We start from the raw sequence: 24614 nt of genomic DNA, 5'->3' as shown, positions 1-24614 counted from the left end.
CGAAGGAGAGAGTGGTCACATTGATTCACATCAATCGATATTGGGAAGACTTAAGCGTTTTGCAGGTGAATAGGGAGACTCCCCGAGCCCATTACATCCCTTATGCGGATGCGGGATCGGCGAAATCCGGAAAACGCGCTCGTTCCCCTTTTTATCAGACATTGAACGGAAGTTGGAAGTTTCAATATCATCGCAGTGTTAGGGAGGTAGAAGAAGCTTTCTATGAGGAATCGGCCAATGTCAGCGCCTGGGATGAATTAATCGTTCCTTCTTGCTGGCAGGTGAATGGCTATGATCAGCTTCAATACACCAATATCAATTATCCTTTTCCTTGCGATCCCCCTTATGTACCGGATACCAACCCAGTCGGACTGTATGTGAGAGAATTCAATATTTCGGGTCACTGGGACAAAAAGGATAAATATATCGTCTTTGAAGGCGTTAATTCGTGCTTTTACCTTTGGGTAAACGGTAACTTTGCTGGTTACAGTCAAGGCAGCCGAGTACCTGCGGAATTCAATGTATCCTCTTTACTCCGTGAAGGGAAGAACCGTATTGCCGTCATGGTGTTGAAATGGTGCGACGGTTCTTATCTGGAAGACCAAGATGCGTGGCGGTATACCGGAATCTTCCGGGATGTGTATTTGCTTGCACGCGATTCCGTCCATGTTCGAGATGTGTTCAATAAACAAACGTTCGAAGACGGTTTCCGCAAGGCTACCCTGTTGACAGAACTGGAGACAACGGGCCGGGCTACGATCCGAGCCGAATTGAAGGATGCTGAAGGTAACATCGTGGGTACGGACGAAGCCTCTGTCGACGGCAAAGGTACGCTCCGCTTCGAGGTGACGAATCCGGTCTTGTGGAATGCCGAGAAACCGAATCTGTACCAACTCTATGTTCATTGTGGTAATGAGGTGCTTCAATTTCCAGTCGGATTCAGGCAAATTACAATTACGGACGGCGTTTTCCAGATCAATGGACAGGCGGTCAAGCTAAAAGGCGTCAATCGCCATGATTCCCATCCTGAGCTCGGACAAACGATTCCGCTGAATCATATGATCAAAGATCTCGTTCTGATGAAGAAGCATAATATCAACACAATCCGTACTTCTCATTATCCGAACGATTCCCGATTTATGGATCTGTGCGACGAGTACGGTTTCTATGTTATTGATGAAGCTGACTTGGAATGCCATGGAATGGGGACGGCCAGCGAGGAATGGGATGATACGAATATCCATCTGCTTTCTCAGAAGCCTGAATGGAAAGCTTCGTTTCTAGATCGGGCTATTCGTATGGTAGAACGTGATAAAAATCATCCATCGATCGTGATGTGGTCCATGGGCAACGAGTCTGGTTACGATGTTAACCATATCGCGATGGCTGAATGGACAAAGTCGCGTGATGCGTCCATACCGGTTCATTATGAAGGTGCTGCTTCGAGTCAAGCTAATCCCGACGTGGAGAGTCTCGATATGGTAAGCCGAATGTATGCTTCCGTGCAAGAAATTGAAGCGTATGCTCGGGACGAGAAACAAAAGAAGCCGCTGTTCCTATGCGAATACAGCCATGCTATGGGGAATGGGCCAGGCGATTTGAAGGATTACTGGGATGCCATTTACAGATATCCAAAGCTCATGGGCGGCTGTGTGTGGGAGTGGTGCGACCACGGCATCAAGACGGAGACGAAAGACGGTACGCCTTTCTTTGCTTATGGTGGCAATTTTGGAGATAAGCCTAACGACGGGAATTTCTGTATCGATGGTCTGATCACGCCGTATAGGAAACCGCATACGGGTCTGCTTGAGCTCAAAAAGGTGATCGCGCCTATTCGCATAGAAGCACAAGATTTGCGAAAAGGTACGATTAAGGTGACGAACCTTTATGACTTCATCCATTTATCTCATTTGGGGTTTCACTGGAAAGTGGAGATGGATGGTTTGGTTGTCCAACAGGGACAACTTGGGTCTGTTGAAGCCGCACCGCATGGTCATCAAATGGTGACAATACCCTATGATTTGCCGGAAACATCAACGGGAACCTATATGCTTACCTTATCCTGTTGGTTGAAGGAACAGACGATTTGGGCGGAAGCCGGTTATGAAATCACATTTGAACAATTTGAATTACCTGTGCAGCAGGTGAAAGAATCAGGTGATAGCTTACGGCAGATGTCCCCTCTTCAAGCTTATCAGGAGGGAGACATCCTGAAGATCGAAGGCTTTGATTTCTGTCATACCTTTGACTTATACAGCGGAATGATACAGAAGATTTCCAAGCAGGGAGTGAATATGCTACAGGCTCCGGCTGGGCTTACGATTTGGCGCGCTCCAACGGATAATGACATGCATGTGAAGGAAAGATGGATGAACGCCGCTTATGACCGGACAGCAATGAAAACCTACAGCTGTGAATGGACAAAAATAGGCGATACGTCTGTTGAAATCAAGAGCGATTTCTCCCTCGGCGGAGATAGCCGGTTTACCATACTTCATGGAGAAGCGATATGGAGAGTAGATGGAGCTGGCGAGATTTCAGTCAAGCTGCAAGTAAAAGTGGGAGAAAAGCAGGTCTATCTTCCGCGTTTTGGCCTTCAGCTTACGATGCCTCAAGGTATGGAGGAAGTGGAATACCTAGGCTTCGGGCCGCATGAGAGCTATATCGACAAGCGTCAAAGCGTGAAAAAAGGCAGATACCTGATGACCGTCGATGAGATGTTCGAAGATTACATTATGCCTCAGGAAAATGGGTCCAGGTATGGAACAGAGTGGGCTATTGTTTCCAATGAGCAAGGGATGGGAATCAAGTTTTCCTCTCCAGAGGATTTCTCCTTGAATGTGGGCCATTTTACCCCAGAGGATTTGACAGGAGCGGCTCATAACTACGAGCTTGCGAAGAGGAAGGAAACGATCGTCCATCTGGATTACAAGATGAGCGGAGTAGGATCCAATTCATGTGGGCCGGAGCTTCTTGAGTCATACCGTCTTAACGAAAAAGAATTCACGTTTGAACTCCGTTTGCTGCCGGTGTTTAAAGAGGATGAATAGAACGGCAGCCGTACTCACTTTGATTGGTCGGTCAAATGTTTGAAGGAGGACTCAGGATGAGATATATGTATATTAAAGGCGTAGATAAACCCATTTCCCGGTTGTTCATGGGAACGGGAGATTTGAGAAAATTGGAAGAGCCAGAACGGATGATGCTGGATGCTTACATTCGTGCAGGCGGCAATGCCTTCGATACTGCCCATCAATATCGCGGGAAAGAACTGGTTCTCGGCCAATGGCTCGCGGAGCAAAAAAACCGAGAGAATGTGGTCATTCTAACGAAGGGTGCTCATCATGATGACGGGAGTCCGGGTCCACGGGTAAATCCCGAAGCGATCCGCAAGGATTTGACAGAAAGTCTGGAAAGGCTAGGAACGGAGTATGTCGATCTATATGCGCTGCACCGGGACGATCCGGACGTTGCGGTCGGACCGATCATTGAAGAGCTGAATGCACACCTTGAGGCCAAGCGAATCCGGGCAATTGGAGCATCTAACTGGTCGCATAAGCGAATCCAGGAAGCGAATGAGTACGCGGCTGCCCATAAACTCACAGGTTTTTCATTCAGCAGTCCGAATCTTAGTCTTGCTAAGCCTAACGTACCTCGCTGGGAAGGCTGCGTTTCGGCAGATGAGGAAACCTGCGGATGGCATTCGGTCAATCAGCTGCCATTATTGGCATGGTCCGCCCAAGCTGGCGGGTTTTTCTCAGGAAATTTCACACCAGACAATCGTGCGGATGAGGAAATGGTACGCGTGTACTACAGCGAAAACAACTGGGAACGTTATCGTCGTGCCGCAAAGCTGGCGGAAGAGAAACAGGTTACACCGATTCAAATTGCCTTATCATACGTACTTAATCAGTCATTCCCGACATGTGCCATCATTGGGCCTCGAAACCCCGAGGAACTGGATTCCTCCATACAAGCTATGAATCTGCCCTTAACTGAGCAAGAGGTCGAATGGTTGGATTTGAAAAGGGAGGAGATGGCGGAATGATCAAACATAAATTGGCAGCGCAATTATATACCTTGAGAAACGAATTGAAAAAAGATTTCCCAAGCGTGTTGAGAGAACTGAAAAAGATGGGATGGGCAGCCGTCCAAATCGATGGGTTACATGGAAACCCCGCGAAAGATATTGCTGCGGTAATGAAGGAGATTGGATTGCAAACGGCTGGTATGCATGTCGGTTTGGAGCGATTGAAGAACGATATGGACGCCGTATTGGAGGAGGCTCGACTTTTCGATACGAAGGATTTGATCTGCCACTCCCTACCGGATGGGCTGCAGAATCCAGAAGGATATGCTAGCGTGCGCCAAGATTTGTTGCAAGCCGCTTCCAAAGTAAGTGCGATGGGATACCGCGTAGGTTATCATAATCACGATTTTGAGTTTCATACGACAATCGACGGAAAATTTGCGTTGGAATATTTGCTTGAGGATCCGGCTATTTATGCGGAGATTGATACCTACTGGGTAAAAAAAGCGGATCAAGATCCGCTATCTTTCATCCAAAATTATGCTTTTCGTATGCCAATCCTTCATCTGAAGGATATTACAGCAGACGAAAGAAAATATTTTGCTGAAATCGGAACTGGATTGATTGATTTCGCACCGATCCTGAAGTGGGGATTGCAAAATGGGGTAGAATGGTTCGCTGTTGAGCAAGATTATTGCCCGGGAAACCCGATGGATAGTTTGGCGTTAAGTTATAGCAATTTGCTCAAGCTAGAGAAATTGATTCATTGAAATCGATAGGAGGAGAGATTCGATATGTTTTTTACAGAATCGAAGCTGGAAGCGAGACTGCGCGAATTAAGCGAAACCCGGTATCGCGAAGCGGTACCTTTGGAGCGATTTTCAGCTACGGAAGACGAGGAAGGAACGATTGGAGCAAGGCCGCCAGTCACGCAGCCTACGTTTGAACTGAAGACAGGTGAGACTTGGAAAGGGCGCGACCGCTACGTGTGGCTATCGCGCACGATTGACGTTCCAAAGGAATGGGCAGACAAAACCATTTTGGGGCGCTTCGATTTCGGTGAAACGGGCGGAGGCAACAATGACGGTTTCGAATCCTTATTATATTGGAACGGTTCCCCTTTTCAGGGCGTAGATTCGAACCATCAAGAAGTATTTTTGCCGGAAGAAGCGGCAGGTACGCAGGGGCGGATGGATATCCGCCTGTGGTCAGGACTCGAAGGAGGCGGGAAACCGCGCGAGAAGAAGCATACGGTAAATCGCGCTGAAATCTGCTGGCTGGATGAGCGGGTTGACGATTTTTACTACACAGGACGGGCTGTGCTGGAAACAATCCGCAGTCTGGATGCTAACCATCCTGAACGTACTCAGTTAGTTAAAGCGCTCGATCGTTCTTTTAAGCTAGTTGATTGGTCGAATCCGCTCTCGGACGCCTACTATGAATCCGTCTATAGTTCCCGTGAGCTGCTGCTTGAGGAATTAAATCAGATGGAGAAGAAACATCCGGTTACGGTTACTTGTATTGGGCATACCCATATTGATGTGGCTTGGTTGTGGAGACTTAAGCATACTCGGGAGAAATGTGCACGCTCGTTCTCAACCGTGCTGCGCCTAATGGAACGATTCCCGGACTATGTGTTTTTGCAGACGCAACCTCAACTGTACGCCTATATCAAGCAAGATTATCCTGATATTTACGAGCAAATCCTTGAGCGTGTACGTGAGGGGCGCTGGGAAGTTGGCGGAGGCATGTGGTTGGAAGCGGATTGCAACCTAACCTCCGGGGAATCGTTGGTGAGACAATTTTTACACGGGACCCGATTTATACGTGAAGAGTTCGGAGTGGAAAGCAACTATTTATGGCTTCCCGACGTATTCGGGTACAGCTGGGCGCTGCCGCAAATTTTGCGGAAATCCGGTTTCGATACATTCATGACGACCAAAATCAGCTGGAACCAGTTCAATCGTATGCCACACGATACCTTCAAATGGCGGGGAATTGATGGAACCGAAGTTTTGACGCATTTCATTACAACACCTGGCGATTGGGAAGAAGCTAACTCTTTCTTCTATACGTACAACGGCATGGTGACGCCAATGACGGTCAAAGGTACTTGGGACGCCTACCGTGATAAGGAAGTGAATCAAGAGCTTCTGCTTTCTTATGGTTATGGAGATGGCGGAGGCGGTGTCAATCGAGAGATGCTGGAGATGCGCCGTCGTTTGGAAGATATGCCTGGCCTGCCACAAGTGAAAACAGGTCGCGCAGATGAATACTTTGAGCGGTTACATGAAACAGTTGAAGCAACTGACCGTTATGTGCATACATGGGACGGTGAATTGTATCTTGAATATCACCGGGGGACTTATACGAGCCAAGCCTATATCAAACGAATGAATCGTAAGCTGGAGCTTCTCTATCGTGAAACGGAATATGTCAGCGCTTTGGCTGCTTTGTTGAAATCCGATTGGAGCGTTTATCCACAGGAGATGCTTAACAAGGGTTGGACTATCATTTTACGCAATCAGTTCCATGATATTATTCCTGGTTCTTCGATTACTGAAGTCTACGAGGACAGTCGTGAGGAATATGCGGAAGCTATGTCTATAGGGACATCCGCTTGGAATGAAGCTGCAGCACGAATTGGAACACAGCAGGAAAAAGGTGCGGTAACGGTTCTGAACAGCGCTTCATGGGAACGCAGTGATCTTGTTGTAATCCCTGGGGAAAAAGCTGCGATTGGCAGCGTTTGGACAGATCGGGAAGGCAACCAATTGAAATCGCAATACACAGATGGCCGCTGGATCATCGACGCACCTAAGATGCCATCATTAGGTATGACGACGATTCACTTTACAGATCAATCTCAAACAAATGCGGCTGAGGAGATGCCTTTCCAACTGGAAGGACGCTCGTTAAAAACGCCTCATTATGAAATCGAATGGAACGAATCCGGTCAATTGGTTCGCGTATTCGACTTAGATAATCGCCGGAATGTGCTTGAGGCAAACTCGCGAGGCAACGTTCTGCAGGTGTTTGAAGATAAGCCGATTGATTTCGACGCTTGGGATATTGATATTTTCTACCAAGAAAAAATGCGCGAAGTTACCGATCTTGTATCGGTTGAGCTCGTTGAAGAGGGACCATTAGCAGCAACTGTTGTATTCAAATGGAACTTTGCGAAGTCTACGATCTCGCAGTCGATGACTGTCTACGCAGGCAGCCGACGCATTGATTTCAGCACCCATATCGACTGGCAAGAACGTCAGCAGCTCCTTAAGGTTGCATTCCCGGTAGACGTGCGTTCTACGGAGGCTACTTACGATATCCAGTTCGGTAATGTCAAGCGTCCGACGCATTGGAACACGAGCTGGGATTGGGCGCGTTTTGAATCCGTTGGGCACCAATGGGCGGACTTGTCCGAACGTGGATACGGCGTAAGCTTACTGAATGATTGTAAGTATGGCTACGACATTAAGGATAACGTCATGCGCTTATCGCTAATTAAATCCGCGATTCATCCGGACCCGACAGCTGATCTTGGGGAACATTCCTTTGTGTATGCTCTTCTCCCTCATGCGGGGGATTGGTATGCAGGCGGCACGGTACAGGAAGCATGGGCGCTTAATAATCCGCTGACAAGTTACGTTGGTGTTCCAACGCAAGGTACACTTTCCATGTTCGAATTCTCTGCTCCAAACGTGATGGCGGATGCGATCAAGAAATCAGAGGATGGAGAGAGACTGGTGCTGCGTATCCATGAGTTTGCTGGAGTCCGTACCCATGTGGATATTAAGAGCGATTTTAAAATTCGATCCCTGCAGGAATGTGATTTGATGGAACGTCCTATCGGAGATGTTGATGCTGCTAATATTGAGCTGAAGCCTTATGAAATTAAGACATTTCTTGTTAGTCTTGAAGTTTAGGTAACGGTTGGAAAACCTGAATCTAAACCCTAAATTCCCACTGAAAAATTCAGCCCCACCTTTGTGAATGTTGCAGTTTGCCAGCTGCTCCCACTGGATTAATCCAGTGGAAGTAGGAATTTGCCGGCCTAAAAGCCAATTCCATTGGATTTATTCCAATAGAAGCACAAATTTCGAAGCCAAAGAGCAAATTCCATTGGAAAAATCCAATGGAGCTATGAATTTCGTTCTGAATACCGATTCGAATGTCCCAGAAGGTCAATCGACCAAAAGGGGCTGTCCCCAAAGAAAGTAGATTTATCTACTTTCTTTGGGGACAGCCCCTCTTCGTTTATTCAGATTTTGCCTCGTCACAACTGGCAGGCACACCTCCTCGGCAATAGTGGTTACCAATGTTGTATTCTCTACAACAATTCACACACCAAAAGGCTATTTTGTAGGTTGAAGTTGCAGTTTGTACAACATTTTGAGCCTATTTGTTGCGAAATGGCCTGTATGGGGTCCAATTGTTGTACATGATGCAAGATTGATGGGAGAGAGGCGGGATCTAGGGAGAAATTGTTGCACATTCTACAACATCATTCAACCGAGAATAGGATTCATTCATCCAGCAACTTCATGTGAGTCTTTAGACAATGGAGTTCGAACACACAATTAAAAATAAAAGTGTATTGAAAAACTACGGTTTGGAAAAAAGACCGGCATAAAATTCCCCCGTAACCATACACTTTTAGTAAGTAAGAGGAATGGATTAATCAAAATTTAACAATTCGGGACAACGCCATTAGGGGTTTGTCCTTTTTCTTTTGCTGGTCGGACGTTGTATAATCAAGATCATCGGCAGATGACTCAGAAAGAAGGGATGACAATGCTGAAGCTAAGTATTCTTGATCAGTCACCGGTATCATCCGGGTTTACGCATAGCGAGGCGTTACAGCAAACAATTGGGTTGGCTCAGGTGGCCGATCGTCTAGGCTACACCCGATTCTGGGTGTCGGAGCATCATAACTCGGCAGGCCTTGCGGGCTCCTCGCCAGAGGTGCTTCTCTCCACGCTGGCTGCCCGTACGAGTCGTATTCGGCTCGGCTCCGGCGGCGTGCTGCTGCCCCATTACAGCCCCTACAAGGTCGCTGAGAATTTCCGTATGCTCGAAGCGCTCTACCCGGGGCGCATCGACCTTGGCATCGGGCGTGCGCCCGGAGGCACGCCGCATACGGCCAAAGCGCTGCGAGGCATCAGCGCTGATATGTTCGAAGGACTTGAGCGGTTCCCAGCGCAAGTCACGGATCTACTCGGGTTCCTCGCCGACTCGGTGGAACCCGGGCACGTGTTCGAGGGCATCCGCGCCACCCCTTTGGTGGACTCGATGCCCCAGGTGTGGCTGCTCGGCTCCACCGGGCAGAGCGGGGTGTATGCCTCGCAAGCAGGCGCAGCGTTCTGCTTCGCGCACTTCATCAACGGAGCGGGAGGGCAGCATGCGGTGCGCAGCTACCGCAGCTCGTTCCGACCGTCCGCGCTGAATGTCGTACCGCAGGCGACGGTGTGCATCTATGTGCTGTGCGCTGAGACGCAGGCGGAGGCTGAGGAGCTTGCGGCTTCGATTGATTTGCGTATCCTGCAAATGGAAAAGGGCGAATTCACAGGAGTGAAATCGCCCGAAGAAGCGGCTGACTATACGTACTCAGATTGGGATCAAACAAGGGTTAGGGACAATCGATCCCGTATGATTATTGGTGATCCGAACCAAGTAAGGGAGCAACTGCTGAACTTAGCCGAAAGCTACCAAGTCGACGAAGTGATGGTGGTGGCCGGCGGCTACCGCTTTGAGACGAGACTGCAGACGATTGAATTGTTGGCAGAAGCTTTTAAACTTGAGATGAGGCAGCATGCATTTTAAACAAACGATTAACGGTTCTTACTCGGACGCTTATCGATTTCTTGTGTGACGATAAAGGCTAGCTCCTCATTGCCGAATAGAGATAGTACGCCTAGTACCGTATCATCAGGGACTTCACCGGCTTCTTCTTTGGGAACCGTTAAATCAAGGGCTTGCTGCAGCGATTCGTTATTAGGCTGGTCGGGATAGGCGCTATGATAAAGCGCAGCAGGATCCAAATCATGGTTGATACACCATTGTGCAAAAACGAGGATCATCATATGCTCTTCACGTTTGTAATTTTCGATCATTTGCTCTTCTAATTGTTTATTATTCATATTTGTATAGACATCTCCTTAAACAACCTCTTCCTGTTGATGGGTTCATTATAGCGAAAGATTAGGTGTAATCACAATGATTAAGAATGAGAAAATCAAAGCATCCGAGGTACATGTTACGGGACTACATGGCGAAGATCTAGGCGTTATGCTCACGAAGGAAGCACTGCTGCTAGCGAAACAGCTGAAAGTGGATTTAATCTGCACCTCGCTCATGAGCAGTCCTCCTCCATGTAAGCTCATAGGCGCTGGGCAAGCGAAGCAAGAAGCACAACAGGAAAAGCAGCAGGCCCGCAAGCGGGAGCAAGCACCGAAAGTCAAGGAGCTCCGCTTAACACCTCACATCGAAGATCATGACTTGGAGACGAAGAGGCAGCAGGCGGAGCGCATTCTGCAAGGCGGTGACGCTGTGCTGCTGGTCGTGAAGATATCAGGCAAAGAAGGCGCGAAGGCCAAAGAATTGCTTGAGACGCTGACCAAAGATTTGAGCTCGCATGGACGTAAGCACACAGGCATACAGCTTAGCGGTAAGCAAGCGGCTGTGCAAATGGATCCCATTTAAAAAAAGCATGGACTACTCGGGATAGATCGAGCAGTTCATGCTTTTTATTAATTAACTGTAATCGCTTGAGACCCCATCTGCTCCCAGACTGTTTTGAAATCAGATAAAGCATAGGATTCCTGTTTTCCGGTCATAGGATCGTTCATATAAGCGTAATCGTCGTCCCAGCCTGTTAATAGTAAAGCGTGTTCAGGTTGATACCACTCGACTAGCTGCCCCTTCTCATCCTGCCATTCCATCTCCAGATAAGGTATGTCCATATGTTCGGTTGCCCAGATCATTACCGGTTTTCCTCGGGAAATAATCGTGAGCAAATCTTCAAAGGCTATGCCAGATAAATCCTTCACTCGACCAGGTAACCATTGATCCAGCATGTCCGCGATCGGCTTATGATAAATACCATAACCTACCTCATAAGGGTTACCTACAAATACACTTTTGGGATTACTGCCAATAAATGCACCGTCGTCATTCACATAGGGCAACTCACCTAAGGGGAGTGCGTCAGCGACTTCCTCTTTGGGTACTGGGACTCCAGCCCAGTTAAGCAGCATCGTGGCAACGACTGCTTCGCATCCGTTCGGCAGCTCGGGCAGTTGCGATAGGGCAGGAATATTTTGTAACTGAAAATGATGCTCCTTATTGGGTTGAATGGATGGTGCAGGGGTATGTAATGAATTTGATATTGATATTGGTTGTTCTGTACCATCTAGATGTGGTTTAGTGACGGATATAGGTAATACCTGCTCCAGGGCAGGAGATGTTGGCATAGCGATTGCCAAACAAAAGATGCAGAATAACACTAAAAAGCAACAAGCCATTTTCTTCATTTCCCACGTCCAATCTGGGTTATCTTCTCATTACAACATGGGAAAATGCAAAAATCAAATAAAGGACTCGGCCATTTATTTCTGCAAAGTGAAAATGATCTAATCAATGCACATACAATGACAACTCTGCAGCATAGTTTAGGAGAACGGATTATTGCGAGGGTATAGGTTTTTTAGAGCGTTCATATGAACTTGTGAGGTATATGCACATAGAATAGGGTAAAATGGGAGCAAAGACTCGTTTAACGGATATAAAGGGAGACTTATGAATAAACACGAGGATCAGAAAAAGGCATTGGAACAAGCCGCTATTGATATCTTTCTGGAGTTATACAATGTGAACAACGAGGTTCCCCTTCGTATGGTTCAGCAGCAAGAGAAGCCGGACGCACTGCTTGAGGATGCCAGGAATAATCGAATCGGGTTAGAAGTCACCCATCTGTTCTACGATACCGAGGAAGCACGGCTTATGCTATCGCGTTCTGAGCTGACTAAGCCTAGTGTCGAAGGAATAGATACGTTTATTAAGGTCATTAATGACCGAATTCAAAGTAAGGAACATAAATTTAAAGATTACTCACATGATTATCCCTGCATGCTGCTTATTCGTAATCTATCCCTTTTGTTTGGGATGTCCGATATACTTGGCCGGAAGCGTAACTTGGTACTACCGCATGGACATTTCACCCAGGTGTGGCTCCTGTCTAGAGATTTCACACCAGACTGGTTATTGATTAACTTGAACGAAGTTGGTCGTGGAGGTATGAAATGAAGCGTTTCTACATGGGACTTATCGTAGCTTTTGGTGTATATGCGTTAACCTTGATCGTTTACTTCTTAAAAGGGGACTTGTTCCACATCCCATATGCACTAATTGGAACCATTGCAGACCCGCATACGTTCATGACCACACAAGAAATTACAAAGGCCGAGTCCTTGTCGCGCATACGGTCGCTTGTCTTTTTCCTAAGTACTCCACTACAGATGGGGGTCCTGTTGGCACTGCTCGGAATTGCAGTAAGGTTTCGCAGTATGTCAGAAAGGTTGTTCCGCGCTTCCTTCCTGCAGATGGTTGCTTTTGTGCTTTTATTTACCTTACTTATGGACGTGCTCTTGCTGCCGATTGATTATTTCCTGTTCAAAATAGATCAGGCTTATGGGTTGTCCACGGAAACACTAACCATGTTCTGGAGTGATCATGGCAAAGATTTTCTGATTAATGTCTCGGGTACGACAGTTATCGTCTGGATTTTTAGAGGGGTGCTAAAATGGAGTCCTAACCGTTGGTGGCTATGGTTCTGGCTGGTATCTATTCCGCTTATTTTGTTTGTCACCTTCATCCAGCCCGTTGTGCTGGATCCGCTGTATCACGATTTTCAACCGCTTCAAAATCAAGAGCTAAAGGCACAAATACTCCAGCTTGCTGCGCAATCCAACATCCCTGCGGATCAAGTATATGAAGTCAATATGTCTGAGCGGACTCATACAATTAATGCCTATGTGAATGGCATTGGAGGGAACGCGCGCATCGTTCTTTGGGATACGATACTGAAGAAGCTGCAGCCTGATGAGATTTTGACCGTGATGGCTCATGAAATGGGACATTACGCCGAGCGGCATATCTATCTAGGGATTGCCTACGGAATCCTACTTAGTTTTATCGGTTTCTGGCTTGCCTTTCATGCTTATCGTTTGTTTATCCGGCGTTGGGGTTCAATTTGGGGAATACGAGGGGAAAACGATTTAGCTGCTCTGCCGATCTTGCTGCTTATTGTGACGATGATGAGTTTTGCCTCGGCGCCAGCGCAAAATGCGTTCTCGAGAGTCATCGAACATCGAGCAGATGCCTATGCTATGAAAATGACCGGAGACGGCAGCGCCGCAATCCGCGCATTTCAACACATTGCCAAAGAAAATCTCAGCCCGGTCACACAACCTAAGCTGGTTCAGTGGTTCCGCGGCTCGCATCCAACGATTTTGGAGCGGATTTTGTATTTCGAGCAGTTTGATAAGCGATAGGGAAGAGTAGAAGTAGGAATAGGAGTAGGAGAAGAGAGAAGAGAGAAGAGAGAAGAGAGAAGAGAGAAGAGAGAAGAGAGAGTAAAAGGTAAGGCGCAAGTATAAAGTAGGCAGGAGAAAAAAGCACGGAAGCTGTCCTGAAATTCTGGATGCCTTCCGTGCTTTTTTTACAAATAGAAAAGGGGTGTGGCGACGGAGCTGACCTTAATTAGAAAAGCAAGTTGTACAGAGTACAACAATTTACTTGATTTCTTCTTGGAAAGCTAAGAATGTTGTATCTTCTACAACAAATTAGCCTTTGTATAGGCTTTTAGAGCTTTAGCCGAAACTATTGTATTTTTTACAACATTCGGGTGGAAAACGTGGATTTGCTTGCCTAAAAGTTGTACAAATTACAACTTTACACGTTGAGAAACCTTTTGGGCGTAGCTTGCTTTGGCATTAACCTTACAAGCCCGCTTACCAAAAGAAGGTGTAACTTCCACCAAACACTATTCGTTTCTACGAGTCATTTGCTGCCAGACGGAGCCTTCGGCGGCATGCCCGCCTTCGATGCGTTCGAGTGCGATTTTCACCTGCATGCGCACCTCGAATTCGGGGTCATCTACCGCTTGGTGCAAGTCACTGAGCACAGTGTTGTCTCCTACTTCGTACAAGAAGCGCGCCGCGCGCCAGCGGACTAGCTTGTTGCGGTCTTTGAGAGCCTTCGCCATGGCCGGTATGGCGGCAGGATCTCCGATGTCGGACAGCGTATCGCCTGCGGTCCTCCGAACGGAAGGTGTATCGTCCTCGAGGGCACGATATAGGAAGGGCAGTACCTCGGGTTCCTTGATATCCCCGAGGTATACGGTTGCCAGTCGCCGAATCGACGTGTTCTCGTCCTGCAGGGCATGGACGAGAAGCGGCAGCGTCTCAAGCGACGGCTGGATCTTCTGAAGCGCGGCGTAGCGCAGCTTCCAGTCGCTATGGCGCAGCTGTGCAAGGGCTGCGCTAGCATCTTCAACCCCTGCGGATTCCTCCGCAGGGGAAGTTTCTGAGGTCTCCTGCATCGCGAGGGAGACCAAGCTTTCGACGCGGGCGTCGTCGTAAGAAGCGTCCAGCTCCTGGACGACTTCGCCCGCGATGTCCCCGAGCTCGCCGTAGCGTACGCCGAGCTCCTCGAGCTTCCGCTCCTTAATCAGGTTCGGCGATGCCGTACCTGCGCGAACTGCCGCCTCAGTGAAACGCTGCGGCATTCCTACGCGCACTTCCTCAGCGCCAGCGCGTACCCTCACCTGGAGCGGGATACCACGAAACATCTGCACGAGGACTTGTGCCTCACCGAATGCGGCATCAGCCGTGGGCTGCTGTTCCGGAGGCAGGCCTCCGTCGGCAGATGGCTGCGCTTCCCCAAAAATCTCACGGGCTCTCGCCAGAATGAACTGCCAGTCCCCCTTAGAGGTACGGTCTACGGCGATGAAATCCGCAGCGTGGAACACACTAATCACGCCTTGGACAGCCAACAATTGCCCAATGTTTTCAGGTGCCTGCTTGCTGTTTTCTTTTGTATAGGTTTTTCGCACACCAGTGGGAAGCGACTCATCCATATTGAGTTTCATCGAATTCGGGCTAGGTGTCGGTTCAATAGATATAATTTTCAAGTGGACAACTCCTTTTAAAAGGCATTGCAGCCGCATGTGAAAAGACCCGGACGAAGTTCCGTCCAGGCCTGTTATAGGCATTTACTGCCGTTTAATCTAAATCAACTAGATTGCGATTTAAGTACTGATCCAACGTTTTCGTTAAATCAAACACCGTATGCGCTAAATCCACATTTTCAAAGACATGATCACATTGGTCACGGAAAGCTAATTCATCTTCGTAATAAGAGAGATACTTTGTAATGACTTCTTCAGAGTCTCCACTTTCTTTCATCCGTTGTTCAAGTTTATCCCGCCCGGCATGAATGAAGATAAGGACTACGTGATCTCCGTAAATCTTTTTGAGGGTTTCGGCGCCAAAACGGTTCAAGATTAAATAAATGCTGCCGCTAAGCTCGAACATGTGTTCAATATCTGCACTTTTGATGCCATACAAATGGTCATTAACTGTACTAACCTCAATGAATTCACCGGCAGCTTGGGCTTTAACAAACTCAGCCGGAGAGATAAAGTGATAATCTTGACCATCTTCTTCGGTAGCCTTCGGAGGTCTGGTGGTGTAGGAGATGACCTGCTTCATGCCGAGCGTAGAGCCTGACATTTCCGCGACCGTCTTACGACCAGCACCGTGAGGACCGGTGAATACAAAAATCATTTCCTTGTCCTTTAATGCGTACATGGAACATACCTCCTTAATGGGAATTGTGGGGGGTAAATCCTACGTGCGTGCAACGGTATGAAACGATTTTTGATGAGTAGGATCTCTTGCAGCCGTATTTATATTTTACAACGTTCGGGTTATTCGGTAAAGCCTTGCGTAGAAAGCGCTTTTTTGCTTAGCGCTTTCCGCCACGGCCACCACCGCGTGGTGCGCTGCCGCGGGATCCGCCTGATTGCCCGCTGCGAGGCGAGCTGGATCTGTCGCCACGCGGCGCTCCGCCGCGTGCTCCAAAGCTATCACCGCGTGGTGCGCTACCGCGAGCTCCACGCTCGGCACTGTCGCCACGTCCGCGTGCCTGGCCGCTGCGTTCGCCGCCAGCTTGCCCGCCGCGAGGCGCACTCGGTCTGTCGCCACGCGGCGCTCCGCCGCGAGCTCCAAAGCCTTCGCCACGCGGTGCTCCACCGCGTGTCCCGAAGCCTTCACCGCGAGGTGCAGCTGCACCTCGCGCTCCGCGCTCCGCACTGTCGCCACGGCCTTTGCCGCCGCGAATCGTGCGTGACGCACTTGCAGCGTCGTCACGCCCCGTGCCGGCATACTTGTTATATGGCGAGTAAGACTTATCGCCATGAGGAGCAGAACGTTTGCGCTCTGTACCTTCACCGCGACCTGCTGTACGAGGCGCGCGTTCGGCTTCGTCTCCGCCACTCCAAGAACGGGTGACGCGTGCTTTAGCAGCATTCATGTTGTCACCGCGGCCTGGTCCAGCATTCGTTGCTGCTGGGCGGTCTTTATTCTCAGCGCGTCCCCATGTATTCGGATTGCGTTCCGAATTAACCTTCGCAGGACGTGGACCAGTACGTGCACTTCCAGGTGCAGCAGTACGCGAACCGAATTTATCGCCTCTAGAGGACGAACTATTCGTTCCATACTGAACGTTGTCTCGACCACCACGGCTAGCTTCGCGAGCGCCGGATCTTCCGCTGCGTCCGCCGCGCTGTTCAGCTGCACCGTTTCTTTCATTACGGCCCCCGCGTGATTGACCGCCGCTGCTTCTGCGTGCGGAACCTCTGCCATCTGTGTCTACATATTCTTCAGAGTTGGAACGAACACGTCTTTGCTGTTGTTCCGGACTTCTCAAAGACATCCGAATCCCTTTTTCGATCAATTCAATGGTAGGCATATCTCGCTGCGTAGCAAAAGTCACAGCTACACCCGATTCCCCAGCACGGCCAGTTCGGCCAATACGGTGAATATAGCTCTCAGCATCTTGCGGGACATCATAATTGAAAATATGAGTGACGCCTTCAACATCCAAGCCACGAGCTGCGATGTCCGTTGCAACCAAAAGTTCGATTCGCCCGTCTCTGAAACGCTTCATGACTTGTTCGCGCTTCGCTTGAGACAAATCACCATGAAGCTCATCCGACATTAAGCCAATTTCCTGCAAAACCTCATTGAGCGCTATAGCCTTAGCTTTCGTACGACAGAAAATCATCGCTAGATATGGCTTATATTCTTTAATAGCAGCTATCAAAGCATCTTGTTTGTCTCGATCTGTCGTTGGAACCAGTACTTGTTTAATTTCAGTCAAAGTCACTTGTTTGCTTTGAATTTTAATTTCCTTAGCTTCTTTCATATAAGCTTTGGATAGGTTTACAACCTGCTCAGGCATGGTTGCTGAGAAGAGAAGTGTTTGACGATAAGGGGATGTTTGGGCAATGATATCCTTCACTTCATGAAGGAAGCCCATATGCAGCATTTGATCGGCTTCATCTAATACAAGTATTTTTAATTTATAGAAGTTAATAGAACCGCGGCGAAGGTGATCGAGCAATCTTCCCGGTGTTCCTACTACTATATGTATGTTACCTTGTAGCTTTCTAAGCTGCTTTTCTACATCTTGCCCGCCATATGCCGCCAAAACCTTTGCTCCTGTAACAGGGACAAGGTTTTTTAGCTCGTTGCTAATTTGAATAGCTAATTCACGTGTCGGTGTCAATATAAGTGCTTGGACATCTGGGCTTTCTACATCAATTGTTTCTAATATAGGAAGTACAAAGGCAAGGGTTTTACCAGTACCTGTTTGTGCTTGTGCGATAACATCTGTACCTTTTAATAAAACAGGAATCGCTTCTTTTTGAATGGGGGTCGGTTCTACGACTCCTCCAGATTGTAATACTTGAACAAGACTTTCTCTAATTCCTAATGAGGCAAATCCATTTGACATGGTAAATTGGCCAGCTCCCTTTTTCCTGCTAATATAGGGACTTTGGTCATAGACCAAAGTCTCTCCTTGTTAAAGACGATTCCCTCATTGTACAGGAATGCCAGACAAATGAAAACAGGAGCCGACCAAACAAGCAGCAATTACTACTTTATATAGAAGGAATTTTCGTTAATTCATGTCGTTTGCTACTACATTAATCTTCAGGCAATACTTGCGCTGTACCGAAAACGCGCGTAACCGTTTGATTGAAATCCGTTAATAACGGCATCAGAGAATGGCCCTTCCAGCTTTCTTGGGCGTAGTTGTTCATTTTATTAAGGAAATCTCGGTTTGCTGAAATGTATACATCCATGATGTTAGGCTGCAGCGTACGAATTTTCTCGGCCATGGCTTGTTTGAAACGATGTGAAAGTAGATCGTGGTGCACGGCAGTTTCATAACTATTGTAGCCATTGTTTAAATCATTGGACGGCATGGAGTCGTTGAGTGGCGCATTATCGTTATAAAAGCCTTTGTTAGTCCCCTGGTTATTCGTCTCTTTGGTGGTACCCTTAGTACCTACAGCACTGCTGTCAATCATTAGAGCGACGTAGGCATTCTGATCCGTAGTCATCACGATGGCTGTATTAACCCCATTCATAGCATGTAATTGATTTGAAAGAAATTGGCTGTATTCCAGCTTTGAATTGTTGTGTGTAACTGGACCATAGAGCTGCTGAGTTTGATAAGATCTTTCGGTTTCCTCTGTTTTTTCGACAGGGGCGCCAAAATTCGTGTGGTCGGGGCTTTTCCCATATTCTCTTCCATTCTCTGCACAACCGGATAATGTCAGCAGGAGGAATAACATTCCACAAATCGGAAAACCTAACTTCCTGAGCATCAAAAGAGACCTCCCATATACGTTGTAATGTTTATAGGATGGGATGTTTCTGCGCTTTTATTCGTGTTCACAAATAAAGGCTTTTATGCATAAAGAGGCGGGTGTATGGAAATAACCATGGAGGGAAAATATATCGCTACAGAGCGGTTTAAGAACAATTTGTGAACTTCCCTCCAGCGATTGACAAAAACTTTTCACGAATTTATAGTTAATAAAGTGAATTGACATGGGCATGGCCTTCGTGGTAAAAATATTGTTTTAAAAGTGGGGTTGATACAATGAGTCGATTGAAAAAGTTATGGCGTCTGGTGCCCCTTTTAGCGGCAATGACGTTCTTGCTAACCGGGTGTGGAGACCCAACCTTGTCTGCTTTAGTACCTAAAGGTCCTGTGGCATCCGAGCAGCTTTATTTAATGAAATTAAGTCTCTTTATCATGGTTTTTGTCGTAATTGTCGTATTTGCAATTTATGTGTATGTGTTAATTCGCTTTCGTAAGCGTGAAGGTGATAATAGCGTACCTAAGCAAGTTGAAGGTAGCCACGTGCTTGAGATTATCTGGACCGTTGTTCCGATTCTCCTTCTGTTAGTACTTGCGGTGCCAACAGTGACCTACACATTTAAGCATTCAACGAATTACAATAAGGACAAAGCTGCGGTTCATGTCAAAGTAACTGCACATCAATTCTGGTGGCAGTTTGAATATCCCGATTTAGGCATCGCTACAGCTCAAGAGCTTGTCGTACCTAAGGATAAAATCATTGCATTTGAACTTGTTTCGGCTGACGTTTCTCATGCTTTCTGGGTACCGTCCTTGGGCGGTAAAGTAGATACAAATCCTGGCATCACGAACACGCTTTACTTGCAAGCAGATGAAATCGCTACATTCCAAGGTAGATGTACAGAGCTTTGCGGTGCCTCGCATGCCTTAATGAACTTCACAGTTGAATCAAAGACTGAAGCAGATTTCAATGCATGGGTAGCGAAAATGAAAGCTCCTGCTAGTGTGCCGGCAACTGCACAAAAAGGTGAAGAGCTTTTCAAAGAAAATTGTATGTCTTGTCATGCTGTAAATGCAAATGGTCCTGGTGTTGCTCCTAACCTCAAAGGTTTTGCAGATCGCAATACCCTTGCTGGTATTCTGGAACACACTCCTGAGAAGATGGCGCTGTGGATACATAATCCGCAAGAACAAAAACCAGGCAACAAAATGCCGGCTTTTGGTAAAGAAGCAGGCGGCAAGCTTGATGACGCTCAAATTAAAGATATTGTTCAGTACTTACAGACTTTGAAATAAACTTCTCAGGTAAAGGAGGTTAATACGTTGGCTCACTCTCATCCAGTAAAAAAATACAGCGGTTTGATGGATTGGCTCACTACAGTCGATCACAAGAAAATCGGTATCCTGTACTTAATAGCGGGCGGCTTCTTCTTCCTAGTAGGAGGACTTGAAGCCATCTTGATCCGGATTCAACTTGCTTATCCCGATCAACACATTTTTATCGGCGATTCATTTAACCAATTAACGACGATGCACGGAACAACGATGATTTTCTTTGCGGCTATGCCGGTTATCTTCGCATTCATGAATGCCATCGTTCCTCTACAAATTGGTGCAAGGGACGTTGCGTTCCCTTTCGTTAACTCACTTGGTCTCTGGTTGTTCATCGCAGGTGGCGTACTGATGAACACTAGTTGGTTCTTGGGCGGGGCACCTGATGGCGGTTGGACGGGGTATGCACCATTATCCTCGATAACTGACAGTGCTTTGGGACAAACAATAGAAAACAACCTGCAAGGTATGGACTTCTATGTAATTGGATTACAAATTGCCGGTATTGGTACACTAATCGGGGGGATTAACTTCCTCGTTACCATTATCAACATGCGTGCACCAGGTCTTACGTATATGCGTATGCCAATGTTCACATGGTCTGCTTTCATTACTTCCGGTTTGATCGTGCTTGCCTTCCCGGCATTTACGGTTGCCCTTGTTGAACTTATGTTTGACCGTGTCTTCGGCGGTGCATTCTTCGATGCAGCCAGAGGCGGTAACAACGTACTATGGGAGCATTTATTCTGGATTTTCGGGCATCCCGAAGTTTACATCTTGATTCTTCCTGCTTTCGGTATCATTTCTGAAATCGTTTCAACTTTCTCGAAGAAACGTCTTTTCGGATACAGCTCCATGGTATTTGCAACAGTTTTGATTGGTTTCCTAGGCTTCATGGTTTGGGTTCACCATATGTTTACAGCTGGTTTAGGTCCAGTGGCCAATTCCATCTTCGCGATTGCTACTATGGCTATTGCAGTTCCAACTGGCGTGAAGATCTTTAACTGGTTATTCACACTTTGGGGCGGGCAAATTCGCTTCACAACAGCGAATATTTTCGCAACAGCTTTTATCCCAACATTCGTAATGGGTGGAACAACGGGGGTTATGCTTGCGATTCCAGCAGCAGACTTCCAGTATCATGATACGTATTTCGTTGTCGCACACTTTCACTACGTTATCGTTGGTGGTCTAGTACTTGGTTTGTTCGCGGGTCTTTACTACTGGTGGCCAAAAATGTTTGGACGTATGTTAAACGAAGGAATGGGTAAACTGCATTTTTGGTTGTTCTTCATTGGCTTCCATTTAACATTCTTCCCTCAGCATTTCTTGGGACTTATGGGAATGCCGCGTCGTGTCTTTACGTACCAACCCGGACATGATCTCGAAGTAGGTAACTTGGTTTCAACCGTAGGGGCATTCTTGATGGGGATCGGTACATTAGTATTCATAATCAACATTATTACAACTGCAAGAAAACCAATTACGGCTCCCGCAGATCCTTGGGACGGTCGTACATTGGAGTGGGCGATTCCTTCTCCTGCACCTGAATATAACTTCAAACAAACGCCGCTTGTTCGCGGATTAGATGCACTTTGGAAAGAAAAAATGGCTGGTAATAAAGAGATGACTCCGGCAGAACCTGTAGGTTCGATTCATATGCCTTCAGCATCCATTTTACCGCTTGTTATGTCCGTTGGTTTGTTCATTGCAGGATTTGGTTTTATGTACAAAAACCACTATGTAGCTGTCGCGGGTATGATTGTTACATTTATTGCAATGTTCTTGCGTTCCGTATATGACGATCATGGTTGGCATATTGAAAAGGAAGAGCTTGAAGATGACAAGGGGGTAAAGGCATGAGTACTCATCATACGGGCGCACTGCCTGCTAATCCGGAAACGGCTACCCTCGAAGGGAAAAATAAAGTTCTCGGATTTTGGTTGTTCCTCGGTGCCGAGGTTGTGTTGTTCGGTTGTTTATTCGCAACCTACATCGCGCTTCGGAACTCTGTTCCAGACGGTCCTACAGCAGATGAACTTTTCAAGCTCAAAACAGTAGGCTGGTCTACGTTCATCCTCTTAACAAGTAGCTTAACGAGTGTATTCGCGATCATGGCGATGCACAAACAGAAGCTAGGACAATTGTTGTTTTGGCTTGCAGTTACTGTATTGTTTGGTCTTTCGTTCTTGGGAATGGAGATTTACGAGTTCGTTGAATATGTGCACGAAGGTCACAAGTTCACAACAAGTGCTTTCTCAACCTCGTTTTATACCTTAGTCGGGTTCCATGGAGCTCACGTAGCGTTCGGTGTTTGCTGGATTACACTGTTGATTTTGCAAGGACTCAGAAAAGGTCTTACGGTTGTTACAGCGCCTAAGTTTTATGTAGCAGCTTTATATTGGCACTTTATTGACTTAGTCTGGGTATTTATCTTCACAGTCGTTTATCTGATGGGGAAGGTGGGTCACTAAGATGAGCAGCAATTCTCATGATACACACGCACCTAGCAAACGAGTTAAGCATGAATCACCACTGAACCACTACTTGTCATACATTATCTCGATTCTTCTCACGATGTTGGCATTCGCAGTCGTTCTTTACGGAGACTTAGATCGTTCCTTTATTTTAATCTTCATCGTAACTTTGGCGCTTGTGCAAGCTATCGTCCAGCTTCTGTTCTGGATGCATGCCAAAGAAAGAGGACACTTATTCCCGCTCATTTTCCTCGGGGCAGGAGCGTTTGTAGCTCTAACAGGAGTTATTACAGCGGTATATTGGATGTGGTGGTAAGAAAGCAGGAAGAGGCAACTTTGTCTAGACAAAGTGCCTCCTCTTTTTTTAGTTGAAAGGAGATAGAAATTAGCTATGAGCCAAATTGGTGGATTTTTCGATTTGTGGAATCCTGTTGTTCTGTTGGTGGTCGTCGTTGTCGGATATGTCTATAGTCGATTTGTCGCTAAGGGGAATGGGAATTTCGCAGATGCCGAGCCAGTTACGGGTAAGCAGAAGCTATATTTCTATACGGGGCTTGCCCTATTCTACATTGGACAAGGGAGTCCGATTAACTACATCGGTCATCATTACTTGTTTAGTGTGCATATGCTGCAGCAAACAATTCTTTATTTAATTGTTCCTATATTTATATGGCTAGGTACGCCTGCTTGGGTGCTCCGTCTTTTTATGCAAAATCGAGTCTTCCGCGGCATATTTTCATTTTTCACACGTCCGCTGATCGCGCTGTTTTTGTTCAACATGCTCTTCTCCATCTATCACATGCCTTTTATTATGGACGGTTTGATGAAGAATGATGTGTTACTTTTAAGTTATCATACGGTGCTTCTGATTACTGCGTTCATGATGTGGTTCCCTGTATTTTGTCCAGTTCCGGAGCTGAATAGCTTGAATGACCTGAAGAAATTGGCGTATATTTTCGGCAATGGTATGTTGTTGACACCTGCATGCGCGCTTATCATATTTGCTGATTCGATCATTTATGATATGTATTCGAATGTTACTGTGCCTTTCACTCATTTGTCTCCGCTCGATGATCAACAGCTTGGCGGCGTTCTTATGAAAATCGTTCAAGAAGTCGTATATGGCACTACACTTGCCTATATTTTCTTCAGATGGTACCGTAGAGAGCGTAAGGAAGATGACGATATGGATCTTCTTGAGACACAATAGAGAGCTTGAATAACCAAGGCGGGAATTGAAATCGCGCTTAGAAAGGATTTATGGAGATGCACATTTTACCAACTATTTCTACGATGTTTATCGTTATCAGTGCCATATTTGTTGGTTTCGGCTGGTATCATATTGTAAAAGGGAATCGAGAAACGCATCAAAAGCTGATGGTTCTTGGAGCAATCTTCGCACTAGCGTTTTTCATCATCTACATGTCCCGTACCTTGTTTGAGGGAAACACGGCATTTGGCGGACCGGAGAGTCTGAAGCTGCCGTATCACTTATTCTTGTTCTTCCATATAACGCTGGCAACGGTGGGTGGAGTGCTGGGTCTAATCACATTATGGTTTGCTTACAAAAACAAATTTCTAAAACATAAAAAAATCGGACGAGTCGCCGCGATTGTATGGCTGCTTACGGCGCCTACAGGTGTTATGGTGTATGTTCTGCTGTATTTGATGTATCCAGGTGGAACAACGAAGCCAGTTATTGATGCGATTTTTGGCTTGTAAGGAGAAGCTGAATGTGTGAGTTATGCTCACAACATTCGGCTTTTTTTGTCCCGTTTTTTTCCAAATATTATGGTAAACTAATTCATGTACAAATA

The 24614-nt window shown here is 46.9% G+C and carries 20 protein-coding genes; 14 read left to right on the top strand and 6 right to left on the bottom strand.

Annotated features, from left to right (window positions below; translation table 11 throughout):
• Nucleotides 1-11: 11 nt before the first annotated feature.
• From GC102_RS15380 to GC102_RS15360, 5 genes are all read left to right on the top strand, one after another.
• Nucleotides 12-3050 (top strand): glycoside hydrolase family 2 TIM barrel-domain containing protein, encoded by a 3039-nt coding sequence (locus tag GC102_RS15380; RefSeq protein WP_312883288.1) that lies wholly within the window; start codon nt 12-14, stop codon nt 3048-3050.
• Nucleotides 3051-3106: 56 nt separating this feature from the next.
• Nucleotides 3107-4048 (top strand): aldo/keto reductase, encoded by a 942-nt coding sequence (locus tag GC102_RS15375; protein WP_171690329.1) that lies wholly within the window; start codon nt 3107-3109, stop codon nt 4046-4048.
• Nucleotides 4045-4800, top strand: coding sequence for a sugar phosphate isomerase/epimerase family protein (locus tag GC102_RS15370; RefSeq protein ID WP_216628067.1), 756 nt, complete (start codon nt 4045-4047; stop codon nt 4798-4800). Before GC102_RS15375 ends, GC102_RS15370 begins: the two co-directional genes overlap by 4 nt.
• 24 nt (nt 4801-4824) lie before the next feature.
• Complete coding sequence (locus tag GC102_RS15365) at nt 4825-7956, top strand: alpha-mannosidase (RefSeq protein WP_171690328.1); 3132 nt, start codon at nt 4825-4827, stop codon at nt 7954-7956.
• Between the two features lie 868 nt (nt 7957-8824).
• The gene (locus tag GC102_RS15360; protein ID WP_171690327.1) at nt 8825-9853 is read left to right on the top strand and encodes an LLM class flavin-dependent oxidoreductase; all 1029 of its coding nucleotides are present in this window, start codon (nt 8825-8827) and stop codon (nt 9851-9853) included.
• A gap of 8 nt (nt 9854-9861) precedes the next feature.
• Here GC102_RS15360 and yxiS read toward each other — a convergent pair whose 3' ends face one another.
• Nucleotides 9862-10170: a protein YxiS gene (yxiS, locus tag GC102_RS15355; protein ID WP_171649491.1), complete on the bottom strand. Its 309-nt coding sequence runs from the start codon at nt 10168-10170 to the stop codon at nt 9862-9864.
• Nucleotides 10171-10246: 76 nt separating this feature from the next.
• Here yxiS and infC point away from each other — a divergent pair, with 76 nt between their 5' ends.
• Nucleotides 10247-10732 (top strand): translation initiation factor IF-3, encoded by a 486-nt coding sequence (gene infC / locus GC102_RS15350; RefSeq protein WP_171690326.1) that lies wholly within the window; start codon nt 10247-10249, stop codon nt 10730-10732.
• Nucleotides 10733-10779: 47 nt separating this feature from the next.
• Here infC and GC102_RS15345 read toward each other — a convergent pair whose 3' ends face one another.
• A complete protein-coding gene (locus GC102_RS15345; RefSeq protein ID WP_171690325.1) occupies nt 10780-11553 on the bottom strand; it encodes a C39 family peptidase in 774 nt (257 codons plus the stop codon).
• Nucleotides 11554-11827: 274 nt separating this feature from the next.
• Between GC102_RS15345 and GC102_RS15340 the strand changes: the two genes are divergently transcribed.
• Both GC102_RS15340 and GC102_RS15335 read left to right on the top strand, forming a co-directional pair.
• Complete coding sequence (locus GC102_RS15340; protein ID WP_171690324.1) at nt 11828-12334, top strand: hypothetical protein; 507 nt, start codon at nt 11828-11830, stop codon at nt 12332-12334.
• Nucleotides 12331-13581 carry a M48 family metallopeptidase gene (locus tag GC102_RS15335; RefSeq protein ID WP_171690323.1) on the top strand — a complete coding sequence of 417 codons (1251 nt, stop codon included), beginning with the start codon at nt 12331-12333 and terminating at the stop codon, nt 13579-13581. The genes GC102_RS15340 and GC102_RS15335 overlap by 4 nt, the downstream gene beginning before the upstream one ends.
• 491 nt (nt 13582-14072) lie before the next feature.
• Here the strand turns inward: GC102_RS15335 and GC102_RS15330 are convergent, their stop codons facing one another.
• The 4 genes from GC102_RS15330 to GC102_RS15315 form a co-directional block, all read right to left on the bottom strand.
• Nucleotides 14073-15221 (bottom strand): virulence factor, encoded by a 1149-nt coding sequence (locus tag GC102_RS15330; RefSeq protein WP_171690322.1) that lies wholly within the window; start codon nt 15219-15221, stop codon nt 14073-14075.
• A 91-nt stretch (nt 15222-15312) separates the two neighbouring features.
• Nucleotides 15313-15900: a guanylate kinase gene (locus GC102_RS15325; RefSeq protein ID WP_171690321.1), complete on the bottom strand. Its 588-nt coding sequence runs from the start codon at nt 15898-15900 to the stop codon at nt 15313-15315.
• Between the two features lie 157 nt (nt 15901-16057).
• Nucleotides 16058-18109, bottom strand: coding sequence for a DEAD/DEAH box helicase (locus GC102_RS15320; RefSeq protein ID WP_171690320.1), 2052 nt, complete (start codon nt 18107-18109; stop codon nt 16058-16060).
• Between the two features lie 193 nt (nt 18110-18302).
• Nucleotides 18303-18989: a YhcN/YlaJ family sporulation lipoprotein gene (locus GC102_RS15315; protein WP_171690319.1), complete on the bottom strand. Its 687-nt coding sequence runs from the start codon at nt 18987-18989 to the stop codon at nt 18303-18305.
• A gap of 278 nt (nt 18990-19267) precedes the next feature.
• On the opposite strand from GC102_RS15315, the gene coxB reads away from it, so the two are divergent.
• The 6 genes from coxB (at nt 19268) to GC102_RS15285 (ending at nt 24519) form a co-directional block, all read left to right on the top strand.
• Nucleotides 19268-20284: a cytochrome c oxidase subunit II gene (gene coxB / locus GC102_RS15310; RefSeq protein ID WP_171690318.1), complete on the top strand. Its 1017-nt coding sequence runs from the start codon at nt 19268-19270 to the stop codon at nt 20282-20284.
• 27 nt (nt 20285-20311) lie between these two features.
• Entirely contained in the window at nt 20312-22183 is a 1872-nt protein-coding gene (ctaD, locus tag GC102_RS15305) for a cytochrome c oxidase subunit I (protein WP_171690317.1), read from the top strand.
• On the top strand, nt 22180-22794 hold the full coding sequence (locus GC102_RS15300) for a cytochrome (ubi)quinol oxidase subunit III (RefSeq protein ID WP_171690316.1): 615 nt from the start codon (nt 22180-22182) through the stop codon (nt 22792-22794). Before ctaD ends, GC102_RS15300 begins: the two co-directional genes overlap by 4 nt.
• A 1-nt stretch (nt 22795) precedes the next feature.
• Nucleotides 22796-23113: a cytochrome C oxidase subunit IV family protein gene (locus GC102_RS15295; RefSeq protein ID WP_171690315.1), complete on the top strand. Its 318-nt coding sequence runs from the start codon at nt 22796-22798 to the stop codon at nt 23111-23113.
• Nucleotides 23114-23188: 75 nt separating this feature from the next.
• Nucleotides 23189-24007 carry a cytochrome c oxidase assembly protein gene (locus GC102_RS15290; protein WP_171690314.1) on the top strand — a complete coding sequence of 273 codons (819 nt, stop codon included), beginning with the start codon at nt 23189-23191 and terminating at the stop codon, nt 24005-24007.
• Between the two features lie 50 nt (nt 24008-24057).
• Nucleotides 24058-24519, top strand: a complete 462-nt coding sequence (locus tag GC102_RS15285; protein ID WP_171649503.1) for a DUF420 domain-containing protein — start codon at nt 24058-24060, stop codon at nt 24517-24519.
• Nucleotides 24520-24614: the final 95 nt, after the last annotated feature.

This window comes from Paenibacillus germinis (genome assembly GCF_013141785.1).
GTDB classification, from domain to species: domain Bacteria; phylum Bacillota; class Bacilli; order Paenibacillales; family NBRC-103111; genus Paenibacillus_E; species Paenibacillus_E phytorum.
The sequence above is the reverse complement of the archived record's forward strand: the minus strand, read 5'-3'. Positions and strand labels throughout refer to the sequence as shown.